Consider the following 22,158-nt stretch of genomic DNA (forward strand, 5'->3'; position numbering starts at 1 on the left):
TGTATTCCTCTGATTCGCTGTATTGTAAAACCTTGTCAGATCCATGGCATTGCGGTTAAATAAAGAGTCATTTTAATAAGGAGTACACCATGGGCTGGACTTTTTTTAATCAACAACACCGCGTCAATGCGATTGCGCAAGGGGTTAATGTTGCTGTTGGCATTTTGGCCGTCGTGGATTACATCACTAACCCGGAAGCGAACACCGCAATCTATGGTGCCAGCCTTCTGTTGAATCTGGCCACAGGCGTTGCTCTCAGTAGTGAGTATGGGTTGGGTCAATTCGCCAGCATGATAGGTAATGTGGCTTACGCTGGACTGGTTTTTGGTCAAGCTGTGAGCAATTGCAATGACGTCAGCGGCTCAACACTCCTCATGGAAGGGGTTGCCATGGGTACTAATCTGGCAGCGACCTTCTACAGTGCCGGAACGCATCATGCGAAAAACACCTCTCAGAAAGAAGCATCGCCTTCTCCCTCCATTGCACAACCATCCTGATTTATATACCGTGCACGGTGATGACTAATCGCCGTGCCGGTGCTTCGTTGCGATGTTCCGCCAGAAAAATACCCTGCCATTGCCCAAGCGTCAGCCGTCCTTCGCAGAGAGGGAGTGTGAGACTTGCACCCAACATAACATTTTTAATGTGCGCCGGCATGTCATCCTCGCCCTCCAGGGTGTGCCGATACAATTGATTGTTGTCTGGAACCAGGCGGTTTAAATGGGTTTCCAAATCCATCGGCACATCCGCGCAGGTGTTCTCGCTGATAGCAAGTGACGCGGAAGTGTGTTTAAGGAATAAATGGGCAAGGCCGGTATGAACGAACGGTGCATGCCGCAATTGCTCCTGAAGAGCCGGCGTAATTAAATGAAATCCTCGCGATAAGGGGTTCAGTACCCATTCGGTTTGCCAGTAAATCGGCCGCTTTTCAGCCTTATCCATGACGATACCCATCGCGGCAAGCCGGTGAGTTCATGACCTTTCCTTCCTTCTCCTGCCATTCGGCTGGAGTATAAAGATGCAGGCTCAAGGCGTGCAATCCGGTTTGCAATTCGTCAGCGAGCAAACGGTTCAGCAAACGGTGGCGGGCAACCCGGTTTAATGAGGTAAACTGATCGCTGACAGCAATGACTTTAAAATGAGTTTCCGCACCTTCCGGCACATGGTGGCGGTGAGACTCATTCTCCACAGAAAGATGGACAGGAGCCAGTTGGCTCATCAAGAGGTCTTCGATGCGTTGCTTACGGGACATGGTCAGATGATTTACGGTTCATAAGGTTAAAGTATACTCATTGCGTTGCCGTTTGTCATAGTTTTTGCCGATGACATGGAATAAAAGTCATTTTGTGACAATATTGGGCGTAAATTTAGCTATTTTTGAATAAAACTACCTTCTTCGCCTTCTCATTATTGAGCAGCACGTCATCTCGCGTTATGCTTGTAAGTGCATGATTTGAGAGCGGTTATTGCTCAAGGCAAATGACAGGGTTGGGCATTATTGGTTTTTTGCTGGGAATGGCATTTATATTGCTCAGATAGTTCGTAAACGTTGTTTTATCGGAGGAGAGCAGCATGAAACAGAAGGGTTTTACACTGATTGAATTGATGATTGTGGTCGCGATTGTTGGTATTTTGGCAGCGATTGCAATTCCCGCTTACCAGGACTATACGATTCGGGCGAGAGTAACGGAAGGTTTAAACCTTGCGGCTTCAGCCAAATTGGCAGTCTCTGAAACAGCCATTACCAATAACGCCTTACCCGCTACGCAGGCCGCAACAGGTTATGTCAGCCCTGCTGCAACACCGAACGTTACGTCCATTACGATTGGCGCTGGCGGCGTGGTGACCATTACCTACACGGCGGCAGCCGGCGGTGGTACGATTATCATGACCCCGACCCTGCAGGCGAACGGCGATGTCACCTGGGTATGCACCGGCGGTACATTATTGGCTAAATACCGTCCAGCCAGTTGCCGACCTTAATCCGGCTTGACCTGAAAAAGACCACGGAAGTGGTCTTTTTTTTTTGCCTTCAGAGAGGTTCTTTACGTTTCCTTCTGGTCAAATAATGACCAGATGTGTCACCTGTGATCCTTCGCTTCCATTTTAATTTAAACCGGTTTAACAACGCTTAATGAACAAACGAAGCCCGATAATCCCTTATCCAAGCCTTATCTGGCTTGATTTTTTACAGTTGGCATTGTTGATGCATGACAGGAAGTGTAACGAATCAAACGAGAGGTAGTTATGAGACAGAAGGGTTTTACGCTGATTGAATTAATGATTGTTGTCGCCATTGTCGGCATTCTGGCTGCAATCGCTATTCCAGCTTATCAGGATTACACCATTAGAGCGCGGGTGACGGAAGGCTTAAACCTGGCGGCGTCGGCCAAACTGGCTGTTTCTGAAACAGCCATTACCAATAACGCCTTACCCGCTACCCAGGCAGCAACGGGTTATGTTAGCCCGGCAGCTACGCCCAATGTCACCTCGATTGTGATTGGGGCAGGTGGTGTCATCACCATTACCTACACAGCAGCAGCCGGTGGCGGTACGATTATCATGACGCCAACATTGCAGGCCAACGGCGATGTCACCTGGGTGTGTACCGGAGGTACATTGTTAGCGAAATACCGTCCAGCCAGTTGCAGACCTTAATTTCACCATTCAGGCGAGGTTTAATCCTCGCCTGACCACGAAGTCAGAGTCAATCAATAGCTGACGGGCCCACTAAACTAACCGGTTTCAGAGGGCTTAAGGAGTACCAGCATGAATGGAAAAGGCTTTACATTGATTGAACTTATGATTGTTGTGGCTATTGTGGGAATTCTCGCAGCAGTCGCCATTCCCGTTTATCAGGATTATTCTATCCGGGCCCGCGTGGCCGAAGGCCTTACCATGGCGGCTCCCGCCAAATTGGCGGTCAGTGAAACAACCATTGACACCAGTGCTTTACCCGCTAACCAGGCAGCCACGGGTTATATTAGTCCCGCCGCCTCGGTTAACGTGTCTTCGATTGTTATTGCCGCGGCCGGTGTAATCACCATTACGTATACCCCAGTGGCTGGGGGAGGGACCATTGTGTTAACACCAACTCTGCAAGCGAATAATGACGTGGCCTGGGACTGTCGCGGCGGCACGCTGGCGGCTAAATACCGCCCGGTAAGTTGCGTGCCCTAGCGTTGGCCTTGTGGACAGTGCATCCTGCTTACAGCTTCTGCTCGACTAATACATTCTTAAGACGGACATAATCGGGCAGGCCATCCTTATAGGGGGGATAAGCTTCACCCTGAATCAATGGTCGCAGGTAACGACGGCAGGTTTCTGTGATGCCCAAGCCATCCTCGGCAATGAAATCAGACGGCATGGCTTTTTCCTGATTGGCGACCTGAGCTAGCGGTACGTGATCGATGGACCAGCGGTACGGCCAATCCTGTTCCCGCTTAATGATGGGCATGATGGCATTGTGGCCAGTTAAAGCCAGTTCAACGGCCGCTTTGCCTAGCGCATAAGCCTGTTCGAGGTCCACTTGCGAAGCAACATGACGGGCCGCGCGCTGCAGGTAATCAGCTACCGCCCAATGGTATTTATACCCTAATTCCTTTTTAACCAGTTGGGCAATCACCGGGGCTACGCCACCTAATTGGGCGTGACCAAACGCATCGCGCAGACCGGCGTCGCTTAAGAATTGCCCTTGATCATTGCGGATGCCTTCCGAGACGACCACCACGCAATAACCGTATTGTTTGACGCTTTGATCGACTTTGGTTAAAAAACGTGAGGGTTGGAAGGTGATTTCCGGTAAAAGAATCACATGAGGCGGTTCGCCTTCTGCCTCTGAGGCCAGCCCGCTGGCTGCGGCAATCCAGCCGGCATGACGCCCCATGACCTCAAGAATGAAAACCTTGGTCGATGAGGCGGCCATGGATGCCACATCAAAACCGGCTTCGCGGGTCGAAATGGCAATGTATTTGGCAACGGAACCAAATCCGGGGCAGGTATCGGTAAAAGGTAAATCATTGTCCACGGTTTTAGGAATACCAATGCAGGTAATGGGGTACCCGGTCTTGCTGCCCAATTGCGCAATTTTATTGGCGGTATCCTGTGAATCGCCGCCGCCGTTATAAAAGAAATAGCCAATGTCGTGGGCTTTGAAAACCTCAATAAGGCGTGCGTATTCTGCTCCGTCGTCTTTCAATTTATAACGGCAGGAGCCAAACGCGCCCGACGGTGTGTGCATCAGGCGGGCGATGTCCGCATCGCTTTCCAGTGACGTATCGATGAGTAATTCATCCAGTGCGCCAAGGATGCCGTTCTTGGCCGCATAGAGTTTGCCAATGCGGTCGGGGTGTTGGCGTGCCGTTTGAATAACGCCGCAGGCAGACGCGTTAATGACTGCGGTGACGCCGCCTGACTGGGCATAAATTGCATTTTTAACAGACATGATTTCTCCAGCTTGCTGTTCAGTTACTCGCCAAAATTCGAGGAACTGATTTGGTAAATGTTTTCAAATTCATCGAGGACTTCATCGATGCTTTGAATCAGTTGGGCAAAAACGGTTTCCAGTTCATTCACATGCTTGGCCTTTAAGGCATGTGTCTCCAGGCGGGTTACCTGGGTCTGCAAATTGGGAACCCCGCAAAAGCAGCAGGCGCCGTGCAGTTTGTGTGCCGCTGTGGCTAAGCCCTTGACGTTTTTATCATGGTATAACTGAATAAATTCTTTGCGGTTTTCGCGCAGCTCTTCCACAAAGCGACCTAAAAACTCTTTCGCCAGCGCCTGATTGCCGGATACCTTCTGCACACAAAGCGCCCAATCAATGGCCGTTGGTTTGCTGCGTCTTAAAATGGAAAGCAGGGCTGACAGTAATTCCTTTTCCTCAATCGGTTTTTGCAGGTACAGATCAATGCCGGCTTTTTTGAGTTTCTCTTCGCTCATCGTGGACTCATCGGCACTGATCACCACAATGGGGGTGGCAATGTTGAGCGACGATTGCTGACGTATGCGTTTGGCGGCGTCTAATCCACCAAGCTTTGGCATTTGCCAGTCAAGCAGGATAATCTGGTAATGTTTTTCGCAAGAGGCCAAAACCGCCTCTTCGCCATCGTTCACGGTTTCAACGTTGGCGAGTTCGTTTAGAAAGGAATGAAGCAGCATGCGGTTAACCGGATTGTCTTCCGCAATCAGGATATCAGGATGGGAGAGCCGCAATTGCCCCCGCAGATTCTCCAACTCATGGTTAACTGCGGCAGGGGCAGGTTGAGACGGATTAATCAGGGTTTCGATGGTGTCATGGAGTTTCTGGATGCTGATGGGTCTGAACAGGAAGCCGCGGGCGCCGAGTCGTTGCGGTTCATGAATAATGGATTTGGAAATTAAAATGGAGGCTTTGGAGTACTTGCGCAGAATACCCGCGATTTTCTCTTCAGAGTCTTCATCGACATTGACAAAAGCAAGGGCGCAATCATCCCGTGTAGCCAACGCCTTGTCCAGGTCGGAAAGGCTCGCGACCGGCACGCATTGAATGCCGCAATAGACAAGGCCGTTGCACATGGCTTCCAGATGCAGGGGATTGTCGTCATAACAGATGGCCTTGATGTTCTCAAACCGATGCGCCTGGTGTTTCTCGCTTTCATAGGCGGTTAATTTCTCAAGGCGTATGCGCACAGCGAAGGTTGATCCTTTGTGCAGTTCACTGGTTAAGGTAATACGGCCTTTCATTTCTTCGGCGAGTTTTTTGCAAATGACAAGTCCCAGGCCCGAACCGCCAAAGCGGCGGGTGATCGTGGTATCCGCCTGATTAAACGCATTGAACAGTTTGGTCTGATCATCGCTGGAAATGCCCATGCCAGTATCAATGACGGAGAGACAGAACAGGTAGTCTTTTTCGGTTTCCTGTTCAATGCAGGTTTTCACCAGAACATAACCGCGGTCGGTGAATTTAACGGCATTGGTAACGAGGTTCGTCAGGATCTGCTTGATGCGTATGGGATCGCCGAGCACGGTTTTCGGTACATTCACTTCCGTGGACGGAATCAAATCAATGCCTTTTTTATGGGCATTGGGTGCGGCCAAGGTCAATACCTCATCGACGCAGGCACGAAGATCAAGGGGGATGCAGTCGAGGCTTAATTTCCCGGCATCCATTTTGGAGTAATCGAGGATGTCATTGATGATTGTCAGCAAATCCTGGGCGGATGACTTGATGGTTTTGACATAATCCAGCTGCAGAGGATCAAGCTTGCTTTCCAGAAGGACGTTGGTGAAGCCGATAACGCCGTTCATGGGGGTGCGTATTTCATGGCTCATGTTGGCAATGAATTCCGATTTCTGGCGACTTTTCTCTTCGGTTTTTTTCTTTTCAAGGGACAATTCGATGTTTTTCTCTTCAAGCAATTCAAGGCTTTGTTGTAAATCTTCGGTGGCTACTTCAATGTGATGGTTTAAGTCTCTGACTGTGTTGAGGTATTGCTGCTGTAAATGCGCGCAGCCGCGCTCGATAATGCCCAGTTCGCCAGGGCTGGTGACTGAAATATGGGTTTCGAATTCATTACTTAAAATCTGCTTCATGCTGCGGCGCAGGCGGGCTAAGGGCAGGTAAATGCGTTTGGAAAGGAAATAATGAATGCTTAAGCTTAATAGCAAACCCAACAGGATGATAAAAATGGTGACGATGTACATTTGATACTGTTTAATCACGGACGATTGCGTGTCGATGTCTATTGACAGCCAGCCTAAAATGTCATCCGGCTCCAGATTGGCTCGTTCCAGCGCCGACTGAAACACGCTTGCAGAATATAGATTGTGTTTGGGGATGGTAATCGGGGCTAAAAAATTAATTTCGTAAGGTTCAATCTGTTTGCTTTCGATGTAATCGCCAGTGTATTGCAGGGGTTTAAAGGGTTTTTTAATCAGATGCTTGCCGCCGCGATAGGCAATGAGCTGGCCGTCGGCGCTGTAGAACGCGAGTGCAATGATTTCAGGATTGACTGTTGAGGCATCCACCAGCGCCTGCAGGACACGGCGGTCGTTGCGCATCATGGCCAACTGCGCGGCAGGAAGCAATTGGCGTATGTAGGCTTCGCCAAGCCGGGACATGTGCTGGTTTAAATCTTTATTGAATTCGCCGTTGAAGAACACCGCAAATAACAACGCGACCAGCAGGACTGGAATCAGGGTCGTGAGGCGCAGTTGGTATTTAATGCCGAGTTCTTTCATTACCTGCCTCTTGCGGCCTGATCAACAAGTCTCTTGTTGAGCAATTTTTCATTGAATTGCCAAAAAAAGAAACGCATTCGGTTACTTTCCGTTGCCTTTAAAGTCGGCTATTATAGCCCGATTATTTTACTGCTTACAACGGAGAACCGGATGGTTGTCAGAACTCGCTTTGCCCCCAGTCCAACAGGCTATCTGCATGTGGGAGGGGTACGTACCGCCCTGTTTTCATGGTTATATGCAAGGCATCATCACGGTCAGTTTGTATTACGCATCGAAGACACCGATCAGGAGCGCTCGACCAAGGAATCCGTGCAGGCTATTTTAGACGGCATGGCCTGGTTAGGCCTCGATTATGACGAAGGGCCGGTTTATCAGACAGAACGCTATGGCCGCTATCGTCAGATTGCAGCGCAGTTGTTGAACGAAGGCAAGGCCTATCGCTGCGTCTGCTCCAAAGAGCGTCTGGAGTCTTTGCGCGAAGCCCAGCTTGCCGCGAAGGAAAAGCCCCGTTATGACGGTCATTGCCGGGATAAACAGTTGCCGGAAGGGGATACGCCCTTTGTGGTTCGGTTTAAAAACCCGCAGGTAGGGGGGGTGTCTTTCAGCGATCAGGTTTACGGGGATATTCATGTTGATAACCGTGAACTCGATGATTTAATCCTTGTGCGTTCTGACGGCCATCCGACCTATAATTTCGCTGTCGTCATTGACGATTGGGACATGGCCATTACCCACGTTATCCGCGGCGATGATCACATCAACAATACACCCCGGCAAATCAACCTGTTTAAAGCCTTAAACGCACCAATTCCCGTGTTTGCGCACCTGCCCATGATTTTGGGCGAGGACGGCAAACGCCTGTCCAAACGCCATGGCGCGGTCAGTGTTCTGCAATTTAAAGAACTAGGCTTTTTGCCGCATGCCTTACTCAATTACCTGGTACGCCTCGGTTGGTCTAACGGCGATCAGGAAATTTTCAGCGTGGACGAGATGATCGCCAGTTTTGATTTAAAAAATGTCAGTCGTGGCGTGTCCAGTTTTAATTACGACAAGCTGCATTGGTTGAATCAGCACTACCAGAAGAGCGATTCCCCGCAGGCGGTGGCCAAGGCCCTGCAATGGCACTTTGAACAAAAGGGAGTGGATTGGTCAAAAGGCCCCTCACTTGCCGATGTGGTGGCTGTGCAAGCGGAGCGCTGCAAAACGTTGGCGGACATGTGTGAAAAAAGTGCCTTTTTCTATCAGGATGACATTGAGTACGATCCCGATGCGGTGAAGAAGCATCTGCGTCCGGTGGTGCTTGAGCCACTGCGTACACTTTATCAACGCTTGCAGCAAGTGGATGCCTGGGAAGCTAACCGCGTTCAGGAATGCATTAATGACGTCAGTGCCGAGTTTGATTTGAATCTGGGCAAGATTGCTCAGCCGTTGCGGGTGGCCGTCACCGGCAGCAGCATGTCGCCAGCCATTGACGTGACGCTGATCTTGATTGGCAGAGCGCGGGTGTTAAGCCGGTTTCAGCAGGCTTTGCAGATCATTGAGCAGCGGGCGGCTCAGGCGGAATCATGATTTAAAACAGAGGGTGCAGCCATTTTTATCAACAATTGGTCAGATTGTGATAAAATATGGCTTTATTTTTATTAGTAGAAAAAAGCATGCACCATCTGGAAAAGCAATTGTCCTTTTTAGGCGAAATTAATAAGCATCTGTTTTTAGGCAGCGAAGATGCATTGACCAGCAAAGAGTTTAAACGTCGGGGAATTACCCATGTGGTCAGTATTCTAAAATCCAAAGTCGTTGTGGCCGACAGCATCAAGCACCTGCACATCCCGCTTGCGGATTCGCCCAAGGAAAACATATGATTTAACGCTATACTCTGGGTAATTCATCAGGTGTTTTCTATGCGTCTTCATTTTGATAACAGCTTTGCCCGCTTGCCGGATACGTTTTATACCCTGCTCGATGCGACACCCGTAACCGACTGTGAGTTAATCCATGTCAATGAAAGGGTGGCTCTGCATCTTGGGATTGGCGCTGACCTGTTAAGCTCCCCATCGTTCGCCCATTATTTTGGCGGCAATCAACGCCTGCCCGGCAGTAAGCCTCTGGCCATGGTGTATGCGGGGCATCAATTCGGTTATTACGTGCCGCAACTGGGTGACGGCCGGGCGTTGCTGCTTGGCGAGCTCATTAATCCCAAGGGCGAACGCTTCGACATCCAATTAAAAGGCTCAGGGCAAACGCCTTATTCACGCATGGGGGATGGCCGCGCGGTGCTGCGCTCGACTGTTCGCGAGTACTTAGCCTCCGAAGCCCTGCATGCCCTGGGCATTCCAACCACCCAGGCTTTATGTATTGTGGCCACGCACGAGCCGGTTTACCGTCATGTGCCGGAGCCCGGTGCGGTATTGACCCGCGTGGCGGAATCGCACATCCGTATCGGCCATTTTGAGTATTTTTACTACACCCAGCAATTTGAAGCGGTGAAGCAGTTGGCCGATTATGTGCTATCACGGCATTATCCTGACCAACCTCACGATGAAAAGGGCTACGCCTGCTTTTTTAAGCAGGCGGTGTTACGTACCGCCCGCCTGATCGCGCAATGGCAGGCAGTGGGCTTTTGTCATGGGGTGATGAATACCGATAACATGTCGGTGTTGGGATTAACCATTGACTACGGTCCCTTTGGTTTTCTTGATGCCTATGATGCCCAGCATGTCTGTAACAGTTCGGATGAGGCCGGTCGTTATGCCTTTGACCGCCAGCCTGCCATTGCCTTCTGGAATTTGATGGCTTTTGCCCAGGCGCTAACCCCTCTGCTGCCGCAGGACACCTTACGGTCCGTACTGGATTTGTTTCAACCGGAGCTGGTTAAGGCTTACAGCGAATTGATGCGCAAAAAAATGGGCTGGCAGTTACCGCAGGAAGAAGACATGGAGATCGTCAATGCCATGCTGAATTTAATGCAGCAGCATCGCCTTGATTACACCCTGTTTTTACGCACTTTAAGTGATTATGCGCTTCATCAGGATGACCGCTGCTTTGACCGCCTGACCTGCCGGCCTGAAGCCTTAAAACCCTGGCTTGAAGCTTATGCTACGCGTTGTGCCCAGGAGCCCGCGCTGGCTGATGAGCGCAGTCGGCTGATGAAAGGCGTAAACCCCAAATACATCCTGCGAAATTACCTTGCGCAACAAGCCATTGACGCCGCCTATCAACATCAGGATTACAGCGAGATTGACAGGCTCTTTCGCGTGTTACAAAAGCCGTTTGATGAGCAGCCGGATAAAGCGCATTACGCGCAATTGCCGCCGGAATGGGCGGCGCGGATTTCGGTGAGTTGTTCCTCCTAGAAAGCTTAAAAGCGGTATTGGTTTTGCTGTTGCAGGAATTCTTGCAGCGTGATGGGTTTCGGATTTTTAAAAAAACCAAAAACCAGTTGGCTTTCATGCTGGATGTCTGCCTTAAAAATAGTTTCGTCATCGGTTCCGGAAACAACCGGATCGGAGACGGAGTCGTAGATGGAGGCCACCGGGTGCGGTTTGCCCTGTTCATGCCAGTTTAATTTGGCATGGCAGGTGGGGCAGACTTCAATGGGTAATTGCAATCCCTTGATGCGTTGTTTCTGCTGTTCAGTCAGGTAAATGCAGTGGCCCAAACGGATTTTACCAAAAAAGGCATGCTCACTCTGCTCAGGATGATTTTTTACCCATTCTTCAAGCGTTGCAAGAATGGTATCGGTGTCTTGACGTTCTTGCGGAGTATCCGCTTCGCCCATGTGAATGGCAAGACCCACGTGATTGTCCAGCGCCAGTTGAATGGTTTTGACCAATTCCTGCCCAGTTAATTGACGCGGGGCTAAGGGTTGGCCGCTGATATCAATGCCTTTCAGCAAGCCGTCGCTTTGTAACACCGTGTGAATAAAGTATTCGGCGTCCTTGGCCGTGTGGTGGACTCGGTCCAAGCTCAGTAAGCCATACGCTTCTTTGCCCAGGGCAGAATCTTCCCTGGCATCGAGCAGGCCTTTTAAAAAGGCTGCGATGTAATCGTCCAGCGTACAGCCGTCCATGGGTTTCGGGGTCGTGCGGATCTCAAGATACTTCCCTGCTGAATTGGCAATGACATCGTAAGTGCCTTCCTGAATGTCCTTTAGCTTCCGCACCATCTGATGAACAAGAGCAAACTGTGTCCAAATCAGTTTAAGGCAGGCTTCGGTGTCGCGCGGTACTTCCCTGGATTTATCCTCATACTGTAGCTGAACCTCCAGGAATTGCTGGTAGACCTGCGGGCACTTGTTTCTTTCTGCAATTTTCTGAAGGAAAACCTTGCTGAAACTGCCATTGAGGTGGCAATGAAAATCGGCATAGCCCTGTTCCGTTTTAGTTTGCATGACAGCCTCTTGAAGTCGAAATGCTGCATTTTATCTGCAAATGATGTCCGCGTCAGCCTCGAGTAGCCCTTGGCCTGATAATCTGTTGTTAAAGCCGAATGGCTATTCCCGTTCATGACGGCGTTTGCTAGTATGAGGGCAATGTGCAGACAGGAGAACGGGTATGGCAAACGTGCAATTTCAAGTGGAGCTGAACCCTGCACCGGAAGACGAAGCCCTGTTGCGCGCAGGCATTGTCGCGTTCAATGTCAGCTGCCTTCATGAGCAGGCGAGTCATTTCTGCCTTTTCGCCAGAGACGAAGGGCAACTGATTGGGGGTGCCTCCCTCTGGCAGCACAGTGACGCCTTTTACATCGATGTGCTGTGGTTTGAAGACAATTACCGCCGACAGGGTCTGGGTTCAGCACTTCTTAACAGACTGGACCAGCAGGCGGTCAGTGCTGGCATCAAAAAAATTTTTGTCGATACGTTTTCTTTTCAAGCGCTTGATTTTTATATAAAAAACGGCTTTGCAGTGATTGCCTGCGTACCGGAATACCTCTTGGGGCATGACTGTTATTTTCTTAAAAAAAGCCTGTTTTTCTGATCTGGCATTAAATTTGCTCAATGAAATGTCCATAGGCGCTTATGGACACACATCATGTTTTCGTTAAAGCCCACGTTTTTAACACTGGTCGGTTTGGTCTTGCTGACGGCCGGTGCATCCGTTCAGGCAACCACCTGGTACCTGAAAGCCGGCAATACCCCCGGCAAAGGCACAGCGGAAGAACCCTTTAACAGCCTGGAGGCGCTTGGCAATCTCGCCGAAGAGGGGGACACGCTCATCATTCTTCCTTCCAACGAGGTTTTTAAAGGAAAAATCAAGCTTAAACCGGATCAAATCATCAAGGGCGGCGGTGAGATTGATTGCGCGGGAACACCCTTTGTTTGCAAAGTCAATCAGGCGGGAGCCCAAATCACCAATCCCGACGGCGATGCCATTGAATTGGCGGAAAATACCCAAATCATGGGCATTGAGATCATTAAACCCGCAGGCTATGCCATCTATGGAAAAAATGTTCGCAACGTGAAAATCAGCCACACCCGTATTGTCAGCGCCAATCAGGCGGCGAAGGTGCAGGATGAGTTTTTACCGCCGCCGGAGTTACGCGGCTTTATGACTTTTTTTCTGGGTAAACAATACAATAACAGGAATTTTCCCAAAGCAGCCATCGCCTTTGTCGGGGACAGCGATTATTCTCTGGATGCCATTGAAATCAGCCACAGCCTGATTGAAGGGGAGGATAATGGCGGGACGCGAGGATCCGGTGTCAGTGTCCTTTTGGCTGAAAAATCATCGGCTGGCATTGCCATGGAAAACAACATGATTAAGGGGAACAGCACCCTTGAGGGGGTGGTGCCTAACTACCATGCCGGCATTTATGTGCTGGCCAAAGACGAAGCGGAGGGGCGGCTTAAAATTAACGGATTGTCCATCAGCCAGTTAAAACGGTTCAATGACGGCATTAATCTCATGGCGTTTGATGACGCCAAATTATATGCCCAGATTCAGGGCTATCAATTTTACGGCTCCCCCTGGCAGGGGCAGATGAGCGAGGGACTGGAAACCATTACCGCGTATGGGCAGGGTAAATTTGCTCCTCTAGCCAAAATGACCGCGACTGAACATCATGCGCAAATCATTCTTCGTATGGAAGACAGTGTGATTACCGGCAGCGGCGGGCCCGGAATTGTCATGTGCAATTCGCTCGGTAATGCCCCTAAAAACATCATTGATCTGGGGCAGGGTCCTGCAGCCGAAACCGGAACATTTATCGATAGCCCCAGTTCAGGAGGAAATGAAATCTACAATAATTCACGCGCCTCCGGCAATGGCGTGGAATTGGTCGTGATCAATGGCAGCGTTTACGCCCGCAACAATTGGTGGGGCGAGCATGGCGCAATCAAAGGCAAAAGCAGCGACTTGACTTTGAATCCAAAACTGGCCCGCCTTTGCGGCGTCAATTTAAATGCGGAATTTTGTCAAAAAGGGGAAGTCAGTCAGTTGTATACTGAGCCCGCATTAAAGAAAGGAGGTGTTAAATCCCATTGATCCTTCGTCATGTTGATGGTTTTTGTCGTGGGGTGTGACTGATTTGTTTACCTTGGTGAATAAGACAAACCCGTAGGAAGATGCGAATTAAGATAGTGAGTAAAATATGGACATTTTGATTAATGCTTTAGGATACGTCGCCTCATCGCTTGTTTTCGCGGCCTTTTATGTTAAACGGATCATGACGTTACGTCTGATTGCAATTGGCAGCAACGTCGCTTTTATTGCCTATGCAACAACGGCGCATCTTCTGCCTATTTTTATCCTGCATTCCCTGCTTCTGCCGTTAAATATTCACCGCATCCTTGAATTAAGGCGAAACCTTAAACTGCTGGCCGAAGGTCAGGCGGATGACAAAGCCATTAAAAAGCTGCTGGGACCGAGATGGATGAATAGCAATGAAATGGTATTTAAGGACGGCAAAACCACCTGGACTGTTTATCTGCTCAAATCCGATTCAGAGGGCGGGGTGTGCACACCGCAGGTGCCGGCCGACAAGGCGTCGATTTTTGATGAGGGACACAACCCTGACAATATTTATGTTATTAATCCTGAGAAATCCGCTGAGTCCAACCTGCCGCTTAAATTAATCGGTTACGACAAAGCCAGCAATGTGGACATGGCCGGTACGGTGGAAACGGCTCTGTAAATGGGCAGGCATCAGGCAACTGGCCTTGCGGAATTGCAACTAATTCTCATTTGTATTATCGTTCCTGTTTAGCAACCAACTTAAAGGACGATGATGAAAGGATGCACGTTTGCAGTGGCCATGCTGCTCACGGGTTTCCTTCACGCCACAAGTGAGTGCCGTATTCATACCTGGCATACCATCAACTCGCTGGATGGGCAGTGGAAAATTACCTTAAAAATGATTAATCAACAGGGAGTGTTTGCTGACCGCGATTGCAATCCTTTAACAGAAACCTCTCTCACTGCAGAACAGCCGTTAATTTATGGCTTTGGTTTCCCAGACGATGCGGATTTCGATTTGGCCTACACAGTCACGGCGGTCAAACAGGAGGCGGGATTCCAATCGAAAGCCTGTGTTTTTGTTGTCACAGCCAAAGGCCCGGCGCAGCCTGACATTACTGCCATTGCCTACCATGGCGCTGAATGCCTGTGGAAAGTGGTTCGGGGCGTAGGCGAAGATTTTACAGTGCGATAACAGCTCTCCAATTCTGACTTCAGAATTGGAGAGTGAGATATTATTGCTGGGAAGTCGTACCGGATTGGGGTGCAGGGCTTTCAGTACTGTTTGATTTAGCCAGTTGGGCTGCGCAAGAGGCGGCAATGTCATTGATTTTGTTGTCGTACTCTTTGTCCGTCATGTTATCGGAGTTTTTAATCAGGGTTTTTAATTCCGATTTGGCGCAGCCGCAATAGGATGTAGCCACTTGCTTTAAGCGATCATCCATTTTGGGGTACACAAGACTCCAGCGATCATGACAGGATTCATCAATGTCGGTTTCGGAGGCGCCAGTTAATTCATTGTCTTCTTCAAGGGAATTTAGGGCATCGTGAAGCAGGGTACGGGTCATGCACACCTGCGCAGCTTTATCCACGGCAGCGCTGTCCTGCAGGGGTTGTGTGGCGGCGCATTCGCAATATTGTTCACCAAAATTTTTGTAGTCGACCTGATCCTTGGTGGTGTTATCACGCCCAAGCCAGGCTTTGACGCAGGTGGATTGAAAGGTTTCTTCGCTTTTTGCAGCGGGGGCATTGTCTGCCTGAACAAGCAAGGGAATACCAACAAAAACAACAGCCAACAGCGATTTTATTGTTCTATTTGAGTGCATGGCGTGTTACTCCGTAGGGTTGATTAAAAGGTAATTCTAATTTTCAGCATAGTTCACGGATGAAAACTAAGCGAATGGTTTTAAAAAATTTTTTGAAGAGGGAGCTGCCCTTGGGAGGGCTTTGAGAGACACCCAGGCACTAAAATGGACGAAGGCCGTCAAACACTGTTTTTTCGGTGTCTGAGGCAATCAGGGCTAAGGATTCCAGGCAGACGGGATTCTTAAGACTGGCCTGGGTCGCTTCATAACTGGTTTCTGCCAGTTTCACATAAGCCTCGCTGGCCGTGGCATTGGCTTTGTTAGTCAGCTGAGTCCAGCACCAGAGCGTGATCCACCAGCTGACTAAGGGTTTGTACACTTCAAACCAGGCTTCAATCGTGGGAGTGACTTTGTCAAAGTAAAAGCCAAGCAGTTGCTTTTCCTGCTCCTCGGACAGTTTTCCTTCCATGCAGAAATAAACCAAATCCCATAAAAAATCATTATTACCGGAATATTCCCAGTCAATTAATTTGTACGATGTCAGGGACATTAGAAAATTGCCGGGGGTGGGATCATTATGGCAGGGTTTCAGCGGGATTTTGTATTTGCCGCAAACGGCGGCAATTTTTGCCAGACTGTCTTCAACGGTGGCCAAATCCTTGGGCAATTGCAGCTCTGCCTTGTCTTTGACGTCTTTTAATAATGCCTCATTGCGTTGAAAAAGATGAATGTCATTGCTGAAGCGATGTGATTGATGAAGGCTCTGAAAAATTTCTGCCACCTTTTTCAGCACCTGCTTTTCTTTAAGCAGCGCGGGGATTAAAGGTTTGCTGTTCTCAAAAAAGCGTGTTAACTGAAGACCATCCTGATCATTAAAAAATTCAATGGACACATTAATCGCTAACTGACTGGTTTGCCTGGCGTTGTAGCCTTCGTGTTGCCTGTTGATAAAACTGGAGGTGTTTTTGCCCGGGACACGCAGCACAAACTGTTCTGCCGGGGTGCTTAAGCGTTTAAGCTGTTTGACCAAATAGGTAAGATTGGTCATGCCGCCTGACAATTGCTTCAGTTTAAGCTGGTAAGGGGCTATGGCTCGCAAGGGCGGCATGCGTTGAATGACAGGAGAGAGTTCATTGCTTTGCCTTGTTCTTTCTGCCAGCTGATTCCACCCTTTACTGACCTGCAAGGTTTTTGCCAGCGTGTGGGGATCAAGAAAGCTGAATAAATAAATGGCCAGGGGTTCTGGCAGCTTTTGATCAAAAAAAGAAAATTTCATTTCGCACTCACCAGGCAAGAGTAGGCTTGAGTCTAGCGAAATAATAATCTCATTGTAAAGATTAGGGTGTAAAAAGCGCCCGATCCTGTCGGGCGCGTTTGTTCAGCCTTGTTTAAGCTGATGGATACGGTCTGACAGGGCCTGTTGGTTAATAAAGCCCACGGCACTTAAATCATCCACCACCTGTCCCTCACGATCAATGAACAACAGGGTGGGTGTGCCGTAAATGGCAAAGGCCTGTTTAATCTCGTCCGTGGTCGGATTGCTCTGGCTGATATCAATTTTTAAATTCAACACGCCGTTTAAAGACGAACGCAATGACGGTTGATTCAAGACCCGGGATTCAAGGGCCTGGCAGGCGCTGCACCAGGACGCGGTAAAGACTAACAGGGCCGGCTTATGCTGGCTTCGGGCATGCTCAAGCTGCTTTTCGATGGCTGCCATGGAATTTGCCGCCACAAACACCGTCTGTTTTAGCGTGTGTTGCCTTTGCGATGTGGCAGGGGCTATCAGTGGCATTAGCGCGGCGTGGGCGAGCATCCCGCCGGCCATGATGCTGGCTACCCCCAGCCCTTTAAGCCACACGGCACCTTTATGAGCAACGCTTTGCAGACAGCCAAGGAAAAGGCTGCCAAAAACGAAAAGCGACGCCCATAAAAGTTGAATTAAAGAGTCAGGCAGGATACGGGATGCCATCCAGATGGCCATGGCAAACAGAAGCAGGGCAAAACATTTCTTGATTTTGAGCATCCAGGCGCCTGTTTTCGGCAACAGGGAACCGTAACCTGAACCCAACAGCAGCAGGGGCATACCCATACCTGCGGCCATGACCAGTAAAATGAGCCCCCCCTGTGCGGGTTGACCCTTCTGACTGATGTAGGTCAGTACCCCGATCAAGGGGGCGGTAACGCAGGGAGAGACCACCAGGGTTGAGGCAATGCCCATCAGCATAGCCCCGGTATAACCGAATTTGCCCCGTTGGTTCAGGCTTTTGAAACGCTGTTGCAGTGCTTGCGGCAACCGCAGTTCAAACAGGCCTGCCATGGACAGTCCCATCACCACAAACAAGGCACTGAAGCTCAAGATGATGACCGGTTGCTGCATGGCTGTCTGCAGCGTGCTGCCGAGGTAACCGGCCATAACCCCGGCCGCCGCATAAGTGGCAGCCATGCCGATGACGTAGCTTAAGGACAATTTGAAAGCCTGTCGGGTGGATAACGAATCACGGCCGACAAGAATGCCTGAGAGAATGGGAATCATCGGCAAAACACAGGGTGTAAATGACAATAGGAGGCCGAGACCAAAAAACGCGGAGAGGTAAATGAGCGCATTGTGATGTTCAATAAAATGCATAATCACTGCCGGGTTGGCGCTGCCCAATTCACCGCTGAATGACCAGGCGCTCTCTGAAACAAGCATCAACAGCGCTAAAAGGCGAAAGCCTTTCCATAAATTCATAATGAGTATCCTCTTGGTAAATACCACAGAAGCGAAGTGTTCTAAACTTCGCCAACGTTTTAGTTGTGTTTAAATTGACCAGGAGGGGTGAATGGGAGGGCGTAAAAGGCGTTTAACGGGGGCGGAAGTCGCCCAGGCGGCGAGCGTGAAATAAATCAGGGCAATTAAAAAGCCGCAAAGAGAAAAGAAGGGACTTGACTCGTCTTCACTCAGCAACCAATAAGCGGTAGACGCACAGGACATCGCGGTGGAAAGCCGATTCTGACAATCGTACTGGAACGTGTAATGGGCGGTGTTTAATTCGGAGGCAGAGGGCAGCAGCACGGGTTTAAGGGCCAGAATCAGCAGACTTAAAACCAGCATACCATGTAAAACACGAACGGATAATTTCATCGCTTTATGATAAACCAAGCCGCATTATTTTGTAAATCCCGCTCTTTTTGAGTAAAAATTGTTCTTTTGGGTTGTAAATTTGATCAAAAAAAGTAAAAATGTCGGAATGTTACAGGTGGAGAATGCAGATGGGTAAAGCAACGGATGAGTTTCGTAAACGGGATGACGAGAAAGGCGGCTTTGAGGATTGCCGCGAGTTTAATACCTGGTATGACAACGAAGATGTCAAGCGGATTGCATGGACGTTGTTTACCCATTTGCCTGAAAGCAAAACCAAAGCCCTTTTTTTACCCCCCCAGGTCATGTTTGACGGTATTTACAGTCGAGACATTGGTGAGGTGTTAAACGCGGCTGCTGACTGGCTCAGAAAAGCGCCTGAAGAAGTACGCTATTTTCCGTTTCTCTTTAAGCCTGAGTTGGCCGGAGCTCATTACATGGCGGGTGTCTTTGTCAAGGTGGCCGCGTTGGGTATGAAGCTCGTGCTGTTTAACCCCGCCGGACAAATCAAGCATTTGAATTTAACAAAACTGGATAAACTCATTTCTGTGCATGCTTCTCCTCATGCGCTGCAAACGGCTAAAAAAGACGGGGGGAAACTGGTTTCCTGTGGGCCTTTAAGTCTTTATTTTTTAGAGTATGTCTTAACCAATCCCAACTGGCTTGAGACGGTGGATGAAACCTTTGTCTTGCCAGAGAGCCTGGCCCGATTTAATGACGAGGAAACCTACAAAGACAACATTCTGAAGTTGAGAAACGACCATGACACCTTACTGCAAACCATGGCTGATGCGGATTTGGATAAGGTGGTTGAGTTTTACGAACCTTTCGATGCCGAGTTGTTGAGTGCTCTGGATATCCTGGATAAGAAGAGAGAAAAGGAAGAGTTGCTGGATGCCGATGACCTCTATAGCGCGGATGACGTGCCTCTCTTGGATCCCGATGATTACGATAACGAATACCTTTCCGGAGACGAAGACGAACAGGTGGATGAGGTTGGCTCCGCATTGAGCGAGTCAGACGAGCGCCTTGTAGTCAGTCCAATTGAAAATGCCACGGTCAGTTTTACCAAGACCATGCAAGAAGGGGCCGATAAGCTAAAACACTCACTCCCGGTAAAGATTGATGTGAAGTTTGCAGACGCGAGCGCGGGCGAGACATTATCGCTGCAAACGGACATGGCAAGCGATGCGAAATCACCGCTTGTCATAGCTCAAACGCCAGAAGGGCATCATGAGACGGAGGTGTCAGGCTTTGAGGTTGTCAGGGCAGAGATTCAACGTTTGCGGAACAAGACGGGTTTTTTTTCCTGGGGATGCACGGACAAGAGTAACCGTATTGAACAGGCGTTGACCACAGCTTGTCAGAAGAGCGGGGATGTCCGCATGAATTCAGCGGTGCGCGAGGCATTGGGTGCGCACCGTATCGGTTTCTTTGGTAAAGCGCAATCACTGATCAATATCGATGAATCGCTGGTTAAAGAAGGCTATTCCATTTTAACCTGAGGCTTTTCCGGCTTGCTTTGATTCAACAACTTAATCCATTTTTCCCGGCGCTCATTGTCCATGGGCGCTTCCTTGATGACATAGTGCAGCACGTACATCCCGTCTTTGCCTTTGGTAATCAGTTGCAGTTCATCCTGTTTCAGGTTTTCAGGTTCCGTCACCTGAAATTCAAACAGAACCCGATCCGGACTTTCGCTTATCACGTTAATCACCGGATCAAGTCCTGAATCTTTTAGATATTTCATGACATTCTGACTGAACTCTTTCGGTGTCATCTTATCCTGAATACCGGGGATGAACTGGCTGGTCACCAGTTCCTGCCATTTTTCGATGTTGTCCCCTTTGGGAATGTATTCAATGGTGGTGATGGTGTCGGTTTTTTGTCCCCAGGCGGCTTTCCACTCGCGATCATCAAAAACGATGGTTTGCATTTCCATGCTTTCCAGGTCGCCGGGTGGTTTTTGCAGGCGTGAGGCTTTGGTGCTGCAATAGAGTTCGCCGTTGTAATTATAGTATTCCACGCAGTCGGTGTTTTTGCCCTTTTCAACTTTGATTAAATCGGATTTGTCGGGTTCTGCTTGCAGAGGCAAGGCCAGGGCGTACAACAAACACAATGAAAACAAGGGTCTGTATCCGCTCATAATTTATCTTCCATGTATTATTTTAATTCTAATTGTAGCAATTATTTTAGTCGACAGGATTATGAACCCGCCTTTCAGGTGCATTAAAAAGAAATTAAATCAAGAAAAAGGCGCTGGATAGCTTCTTTAAGCGATTGATTCATGACATCAGTCAGCCAATGTAAATAACACAGCTTCTGTTGTTTGGTATCGAGTGAGTCGGCTTGCGGCTTGTCCTTAAAGGCCCTGTACAGCGCGTCCTGCTGCAGCGATTCTGACACCAATTCAAGCTGAAGAGCTGGCTCATAACTGGCTTTTATCGCGGCTTCTGCCGGCAGAGAGGCTAAGTAGTGGCGAACGCGACGCAATGGTTCAGTCAGGCGCGACTGCGTTTCAGCCACCAACGCCACGGCATTTTTCATGTCCATAACGTGAATTAGTCGTTTGGTTTCACCTAACCAGGCACAGAATAACACCAGATTAACGTTGTATTGCCACTGATTTTGCAGGGTAAGGCAAATTGTTTTGACCTGAGGATTGCGATACAGGTGATTGGAGAATTGCCAGAAGGGGTTATCGAGGGGGGTAGCCATGGAAGAAAAGTACAAAATAACCTTCATTTTTACACAACAGGCTAAGGCTGACTATAGTTATAATAGAAAAATAACCATGAGCTTACGATGATGACGAAGTGGATGCGTTTGATGTTGTCGGTTCTTCTTTTTTTAACCCTCCCTGCTGAAGCCAAAGTAAAAATAGGTACGCCCATTTTCGATCCCCCTTTTGTGATGAATGACAGCCATTTTGTCAATACTGGTTTTGATGTGGATTTGATGCAGCGCATCTGCAGCCGCTTAAAATGGCAATGCGAATTCGTCACCATGCCCAAGCAGCGTTTGCTTGAGGCATTAGGCCGTGGTGAAATTGATTATGCCATGGGTTCTCTTGCGATTACCCCGGAGCGGGAAACCCAATTTTTATTCACCATTCCTTATTTCCTGTCCTCAGGCGGGTTCATCGTGATGAGGAGCAGCCCACTGACATCCATTGAGCCTCTCGCAGGGCGACGCATCGGTGTGATGGAGGGCACCGTGTACGCCGATTACCTGCTGCACCATCCTGAACTCAAGGTTGATTTGCAGGTGTATTCCAACATCGGTGGCCTGGTTGAAGCCATGAAAACCGGGAAAATCGAGGCGGCCTTTATCAATTATTACTCGGTACTTTACCTGGAGCACCAATACCCAGGCATTGTGAAAGCGTTAAAGGGAAGCATTAAAGTAGGGTATGGCATGGGCATTGCCACCCGGCGAGGCAATGAAAAGGACATAGAGAAAATCAATGCCATTATTACGGAATTTGAAAATGATGGCACCTTCGTTATGCTGTACAATTACTATTTTACCTTCTTCGCCAAAGACGCGATGAAGTAGC

General features: G+C 49.2%; 23 protein-coding genes and 1 pseudogene. 13 read left to right on the forward strand and 11 right to left on the reverse strand.

Annotated features, from left to right (window positions below; all coding sequences use genetic code 11):
* Positions 1-89 precede the first annotated feature (89 nt).
* Positions 90-497 (forward strand): hypothetical protein, encoded by a 408-nt coding sequence (locus GH742_RS04830; protein WP_203456335.1) that lies wholly within the window; start codon positions 90-92, stop codon positions 495-497.
* Position 498: 1 nt separating this feature from the next.
* Here GH742_RS04830 and GH742_RS04835 read toward each other — a convergent pair whose 3' ends face one another.
* The gene (locus GH742_RS04835; protein WP_203456336.1) at positions 499-942 is read right to left on the reverse strand and encodes a secondary thiamine-phosphate synthase enzyme YjbQ; all 444 of its coding nucleotides are present in this window, start codon (positions 940-942) and stop codon (positions 499-501) included.
* On the reverse strand, positions 935-1,252 hold the full coding sequence (locus tag GH742_RS04840) for a BolA family transcriptional regulator (protein WP_203456337.1): 318 nt from the start codon (positions 1,250-1,252) through the stop codon (positions 935-937). The genes GH742_RS04835 and GH742_RS04840 overlap by 8 nt, the downstream gene beginning before the upstream one ends.
* Positions 1,253-1,572: 320 nt before the next feature.
* Here GH742_RS04840 and GH742_RS04845 point away from each other — a divergent pair, with 320 nt between their 5' ends.
* The 3 genes from GH742_RS04845 (at position 1,573) to GH742_RS04855 (ending at position 3,180) form a co-directional block, all read left to right on the forward strand.
* Complete coding sequence (locus GH742_RS04845) at positions 1,573-1,983, forward strand: pilin (RefSeq protein ID WP_058525546.1); 411 nt, start codon at positions 1,573-1,575, stop codon at positions 1,981-1,983.
* Between the two features lie 264 nt (positions 1,984-2,247).
* Positions 2,248-2,658, forward strand: coding sequence for a pilin (locus GH742_RS04850; protein WP_203456338.1), 411 nt, complete (start codon positions 2,248-2,250; stop codon positions 2,656-2,658).
* A gap of 111 nt (positions 2,659-2,769) precedes the next feature.
* A complete protein-coding gene (locus tag GH742_RS04855; protein WP_203456339.1) occupies positions 2,770-3,180 on the forward strand; it encodes a pilin in 411 nt (136 codons plus the stop codon).
* Between the two features lie 28 nt (positions 3,181-3,208).
* On the opposite strand, the gene GH742_RS04860 is transcribed toward GH742_RS04855, so the two are convergent.
* Both GH742_RS04860 and letS read right to left on the reverse strand, forming a co-directional pair.
* Complete coding sequence (locus GH742_RS04860) at positions 3,209-4,444, reverse strand: 6-phosphofructokinase (RefSeq protein ID WP_203456340.1); 1,236 nt, start codon at positions 4,442-4,444, stop codon at positions 3,209-3,211.
* Positions 4,445-4,467: 23 nt separating this feature from the next.
* On the reverse strand, positions 4,468-7,218 hold the full coding sequence (gene letS / locus GH742_RS04865) for a two-component system sensor histidine kinase LetS (protein ID WP_203456341.1): 2,751 nt from the start codon (positions 7,216-7,218) through the stop codon (positions 4,468-4,470).
* Between the two features lie 150 nt (positions 7,219-7,368).
* Here letS and gltX point away from each other — a divergent pair, with 150 nt between their 5' ends.
* Genes gltX through GH742_RS04880 form a run of 3 tightly spaced genes read left to right on the forward strand, consistent with a single transcriptional unit; the run spans position 7,369 to position 10,571 of the window.
* Positions 7,369-8,787, forward strand: a complete 1,419-nt coding sequence (gltX, locus tag GH742_RS04870; protein ID WP_203456342.1) for a glutamate--tRNA ligase — start codon at positions 7,369-7,371, stop codon at positions 8,785-8,787.
* 56 nt (positions 8,788-8,843) lie between these two features.
* The gene (locus tag GH742_RS04875; protein WP_203456343.1) at positions 8,844-9,080 is read left to right on the forward strand and encodes a hypothetical protein; all 237 of its coding nucleotides are present in this window, start codon (positions 8,844-8,846) and stop codon (positions 9,078-9,080) included.
* Between the two features lie 39 nt (positions 9,081-9,119).
* On the forward strand, positions 9,120-10,571 hold the full coding sequence (locus tag GH742_RS04880) for a YdiU family protein (RefSeq protein WP_203456344.1): 1,452 nt from the start codon (positions 9,120-9,122) through the stop codon (positions 10,569-10,571).
* 5 nt (positions 10,572-10,576) lie between these two features.
* On the opposite strand, the gene GH742_RS04885 is transcribed toward GH742_RS04880, so the two are convergent.
* The gene (locus GH742_RS04885; RefSeq protein WP_203456345.1) at positions 10,577-11,608 is read right to left on the reverse strand and encodes a hypothetical protein; all 1,032 of its coding nucleotides are present in this window, start codon (positions 11,606-11,608) and stop codon (positions 10,577-10,579) included.
* Positions 11,609-11,771: 163 nt separating this feature from the next.
* Between GH742_RS04885 and GH742_RS04890 the strand changes: the two genes are divergently transcribed.
* The 4 genes and pseudogenes from GH742_RS04890 to GH742_RS04905 all read left to right on the forward strand — a co-directional run bounded on the left by GH742_RS04890 (position 11,772) and on the right by GH742_RS04905 (position 14,865).
* Complete coding sequence (locus tag GH742_RS04890; protein WP_203456346.1) at positions 11,772-12,194, forward strand: GNAT family N-acetyltransferase; 423 nt, start codon at positions 11,772-11,774, stop codon at positions 12,192-12,194.
* Between the two features lie 54 nt (positions 12,195-12,248).
* Positions 12,249-13,700, forward strand: a complete 1,452-nt coding sequence (locus tag GH742_RS04895; RefSeq protein WP_203456347.1) for a hypothetical protein — start codon at positions 12,249-12,251, stop codon at positions 13,698-13,700.
* Between the two features lie 106 nt (positions 13,701-13,806).
* Positions 13,807-14,022, forward strand: a pseudogene (locus GH742_RS15840) (hypothetical protein); the annotation flags it as partial.
* A gap of 417 nt (positions 14,023-14,439) precedes the next feature.
* Positions 14,440-14,865 (forward strand): hypothetical protein, encoded by a 426-nt coding sequence (locus GH742_RS04905; protein WP_239005286.1) that lies wholly within the window; start codon positions 14,440-14,442, stop codon positions 14,863-14,865.
* 40 nt (positions 14,866-14,905) lie between these two features.
* On the opposite strand, the gene GH742_RS04910 is transcribed toward GH742_RS04905, so the two are convergent.
* The 4 genes from GH742_RS04910 to GH742_RS04925 form a co-directional block, all read right to left on the reverse strand.
* Positions 14,906-15,496 carry a hypothetical protein gene (locus tag GH742_RS04910; RefSeq protein ID WP_203456348.1) on the reverse strand — a complete coding sequence of 197 codons (591 nt, stop codon included), beginning with the start codon at positions 15,494-15,496 and terminating at the stop codon, positions 14,906-14,908.
* A gap of 139 nt (positions 15,497-15,635) precedes the next feature.
* On the reverse strand, positions 15,636-16,751 hold the full coding sequence (locus GH742_RS04915) for a phosphotransferase (protein ID WP_203456349.1): 1,116 nt from the start codon (positions 16,749-16,751) through the stop codon (positions 15,636-15,638).
* A gap of 102 nt (positions 16,752-16,853) precedes the next feature.
* The gene (gene dsbD, locus GH742_RS04920; RefSeq protein WP_203456350.1) at positions 16,854-18,209 is read right to left on the reverse strand and encodes a protein-disulfide reductase DsbD; all 1,356 of its coding nucleotides are present in this window, start codon (positions 18,207-18,209) and stop codon (positions 16,854-16,856) included.
* A gap of 69 nt (positions 18,210-18,278) precedes the next feature.
* Complete coding sequence (locus GH742_RS04925; protein ID WP_203456351.1) at positions 18,279-18,602, reverse strand: hypothetical protein; 324 nt, start codon at positions 18,600-18,602, stop codon at positions 18,279-18,281.
* Between the two features lie 128 nt (positions 18,603-18,730).
* Between GH742_RS04925 and GH742_RS04930 the strand changes: the two genes are divergently transcribed.
* Positions 18,731-20,104: a hypothetical protein gene (locus GH742_RS04930; RefSeq protein WP_203456352.1), complete on the forward strand. Its 1,374-nt coding sequence runs from the start codon at positions 18,731-18,733 to the stop codon at positions 20,102-20,104.
* On the opposite strand, the gene GH742_RS04935 is transcribed toward GH742_RS04930, so the two are convergent.
* Positions 20,086-20,745 carry a hypothetical protein gene (locus GH742_RS04935; RefSeq protein WP_239005287.1) on the reverse strand — a complete coding sequence of 220 codons (660 nt, stop codon included), beginning with the start codon at positions 20,743-20,745 and terminating at the stop codon, positions 20,086-20,088. The genes GH742_RS04930 and GH742_RS04935 overlap by 19 nt on opposite strands.
* An 83-nt stretch (positions 20,746-20,828) precedes the next feature.
* Entirely contained in the window at positions 20,829-21,344 is a 516-nt protein-coding gene (locus tag GH742_RS04940; RefSeq protein ID WP_203456353.1) for a TIGR02444 family protein, read from the reverse strand.
* 60 nt (positions 21,345-21,404) lie between these two features.
* Between GH742_RS04940 and GH742_RS04945 the strand changes: the two genes are divergently transcribed.
* Positions 21,405-22,157: a transporter substrate-binding domain-containing protein gene (locus GH742_RS04945; protein WP_203456354.1), complete on the forward strand. Its 753-nt coding sequence runs from the start codon at positions 21,405-21,407 to the stop codon at positions 22,155-22,157.
* The last annotated feature ends 1 nt before the right edge of the window (position 22,158 follow it).

This window comes from Legionella sp. MW5194 (assembly GCF_016864235.1).
Lineage (GTDB): Bacteria > Pseudomonadota > Gammaproteobacteria > Legionellales > Legionellaceae > Legionella_C.

What these genes read in the sequence shown, in the direction of transcription:
- GH742_RS04830 (WP_203456335.1), top strand. Translation starts at nt 90, where the DNA reads ATGGGCTGGACTTTTTTTAATCAACAACACCGCGTCAATGCGATTGCG.
- GH742_RS04835 (WP_203456336.1), bottom strand. Translation starts at nt 942, where the DNA reads ATGGATAAGGCTGAAAAGCGGCCGATTTACTGGCAAACCGAATGGGTA.
- GH742_RS04840 (WP_203456337.1), bottom strand. Translation starts at nt 1,252, where the DNA reads ATGTCCCGTAAGCAACGCATCGAAGACCTCTTGATGAGCCAACTGGCT.
- GH742_RS04845 (WP_058525546.1), top strand. Translation starts at nt 1,573, where the DNA reads ATGAAACAGAAGGGTTTTACACTGATTGAATTGATGATTGTGGTCGCG.
- GH742_RS04850 (WP_203456338.1), top strand. Translation starts at nt 2,248, where the DNA reads ATGAGACAGAAGGGTTTTACGCTGATTGAATTAATGATTGTTGTCGCC.
- GH742_RS04855 (WP_203456339.1), top strand. Translation starts at nt 2,770, where the DNA reads ATGAATGGAAAAGGCTTTACATTGATTGAACTTATGATTGTTGTGGCT.
- GH742_RS04860 (WP_203456340.1), bottom strand. Translation starts at nt 4,444, where the DNA reads ATGTCTGTTAAAAATGCAATTTATGCCCAGTCAGGCGGCGTCACCGCA.
- letS (WP_203456341.1), bottom strand. Translation starts at nt 7,218, where the DNA reads ATGAAAGAACTCGGCATTAAATACCAACTGCGCCTCACGACCCTGATT.
- gltX (WP_203456342.1), top strand. Translation starts at nt 7,369, where the DNA reads ATGGTTGTCAGAACTCGCTTTGCCCCCAGTCCAACAGGCTATCTGCAT.
- GH742_RS04875 (WP_203456343.1), top strand. Translation starts at nt 8,844, where the DNA reads ATGGCTTTATTTTTATTAGTAGAAAAAAGCATGCACCATCTGGAAAAG.
- GH742_RS04880 (WP_203456344.1), top strand. Translation starts at nt 9,120, where the DNA reads ATGCGTCTTCATTTTGATAACAGCTTTGCCCGCTTGCCGGATACGTTT.
- GH742_RS04885 (WP_203456345.1), bottom strand. Translation starts at nt 11,608, where the DNA reads ATGCAAACTAAAACGGAACAGGGCTATGCCGATTTTCATTGCCACCTC.
- GH742_RS04890 (WP_203456346.1), top strand. Translation starts at nt 11,772, where the DNA reads ATGGCAAACGTGCAATTTCAAGTGGAGCTGAACCCTGCACCGGAAGAC.
- GH742_RS04895 (WP_203456347.1), top strand. Translation starts at nt 12,249, where the DNA reads ATGTTTTCGTTAAAGCCCACGTTTTTAACACTGGTCGGTTTGGTCTTG.
- GH742_RS04905 (WP_239005286.1), top strand. Translation starts at nt 14,440, where the DNA reads ATGATGAAAGGATGCACGTTTGCAGTGGCCATGCTGCTCACGGGTTTC.
- GH742_RS04910 (WP_203456348.1), bottom strand. Translation starts at nt 15,496, where the DNA reads ATGCACTCAAATAGAACAATAAAATCGCTGTTGGCTGTTGTTTTTGTT.
- GH742_RS04915 (WP_203456349.1), bottom strand. Translation starts at nt 16,751, where the DNA reads ATGAAATTTTCTTTTTTTGATCAAAAGCTGCCAGAACCCCTGGCCATT.
- dsbD (WP_203456350.1), bottom strand. Translation starts at nt 18,209, where the DNA reads ATGAATTTATGGAAAGGCTTTCGCCTTTTAGCGCTGTTGATGCTTGTT.
- GH742_RS04925 (WP_203456351.1), bottom strand. Translation starts at nt 18,602, where the DNA reads ATGAAATTATCCGTTCGTGTTTTACATGGTATGCTGGTTTTAAGTCTG.
- GH742_RS04930 (WP_203456352.1), top strand. Translation starts at nt 18,731, where the DNA reads ATGGGTAAAGCAACGGATGAGTTTCGTAAACGGGATGACGAGAAAGGC.
- GH742_RS04935 (WP_239005287.1), bottom strand. Translation starts at nt 20,745, where the DNA reads ATGAGCGGATACAGACCCTTGTTTTCATTGTGTTTGTTGTACGCCCTG.
- GH742_RS04940 (WP_203456353.1), bottom strand. Translation starts at nt 21,344, where the DNA reads ATGAAGGTTATTTTGTACTTTTCTTCCATGGCTACCCCCCTCGATAAC.
- GH742_RS04945 (WP_203456354.1), top strand. Translation starts at nt 21,405, where the DNA reads ATGATGACGAAGTGGATGCGTTTGATGTTGTCGGTTCTTCTTTTTTTA.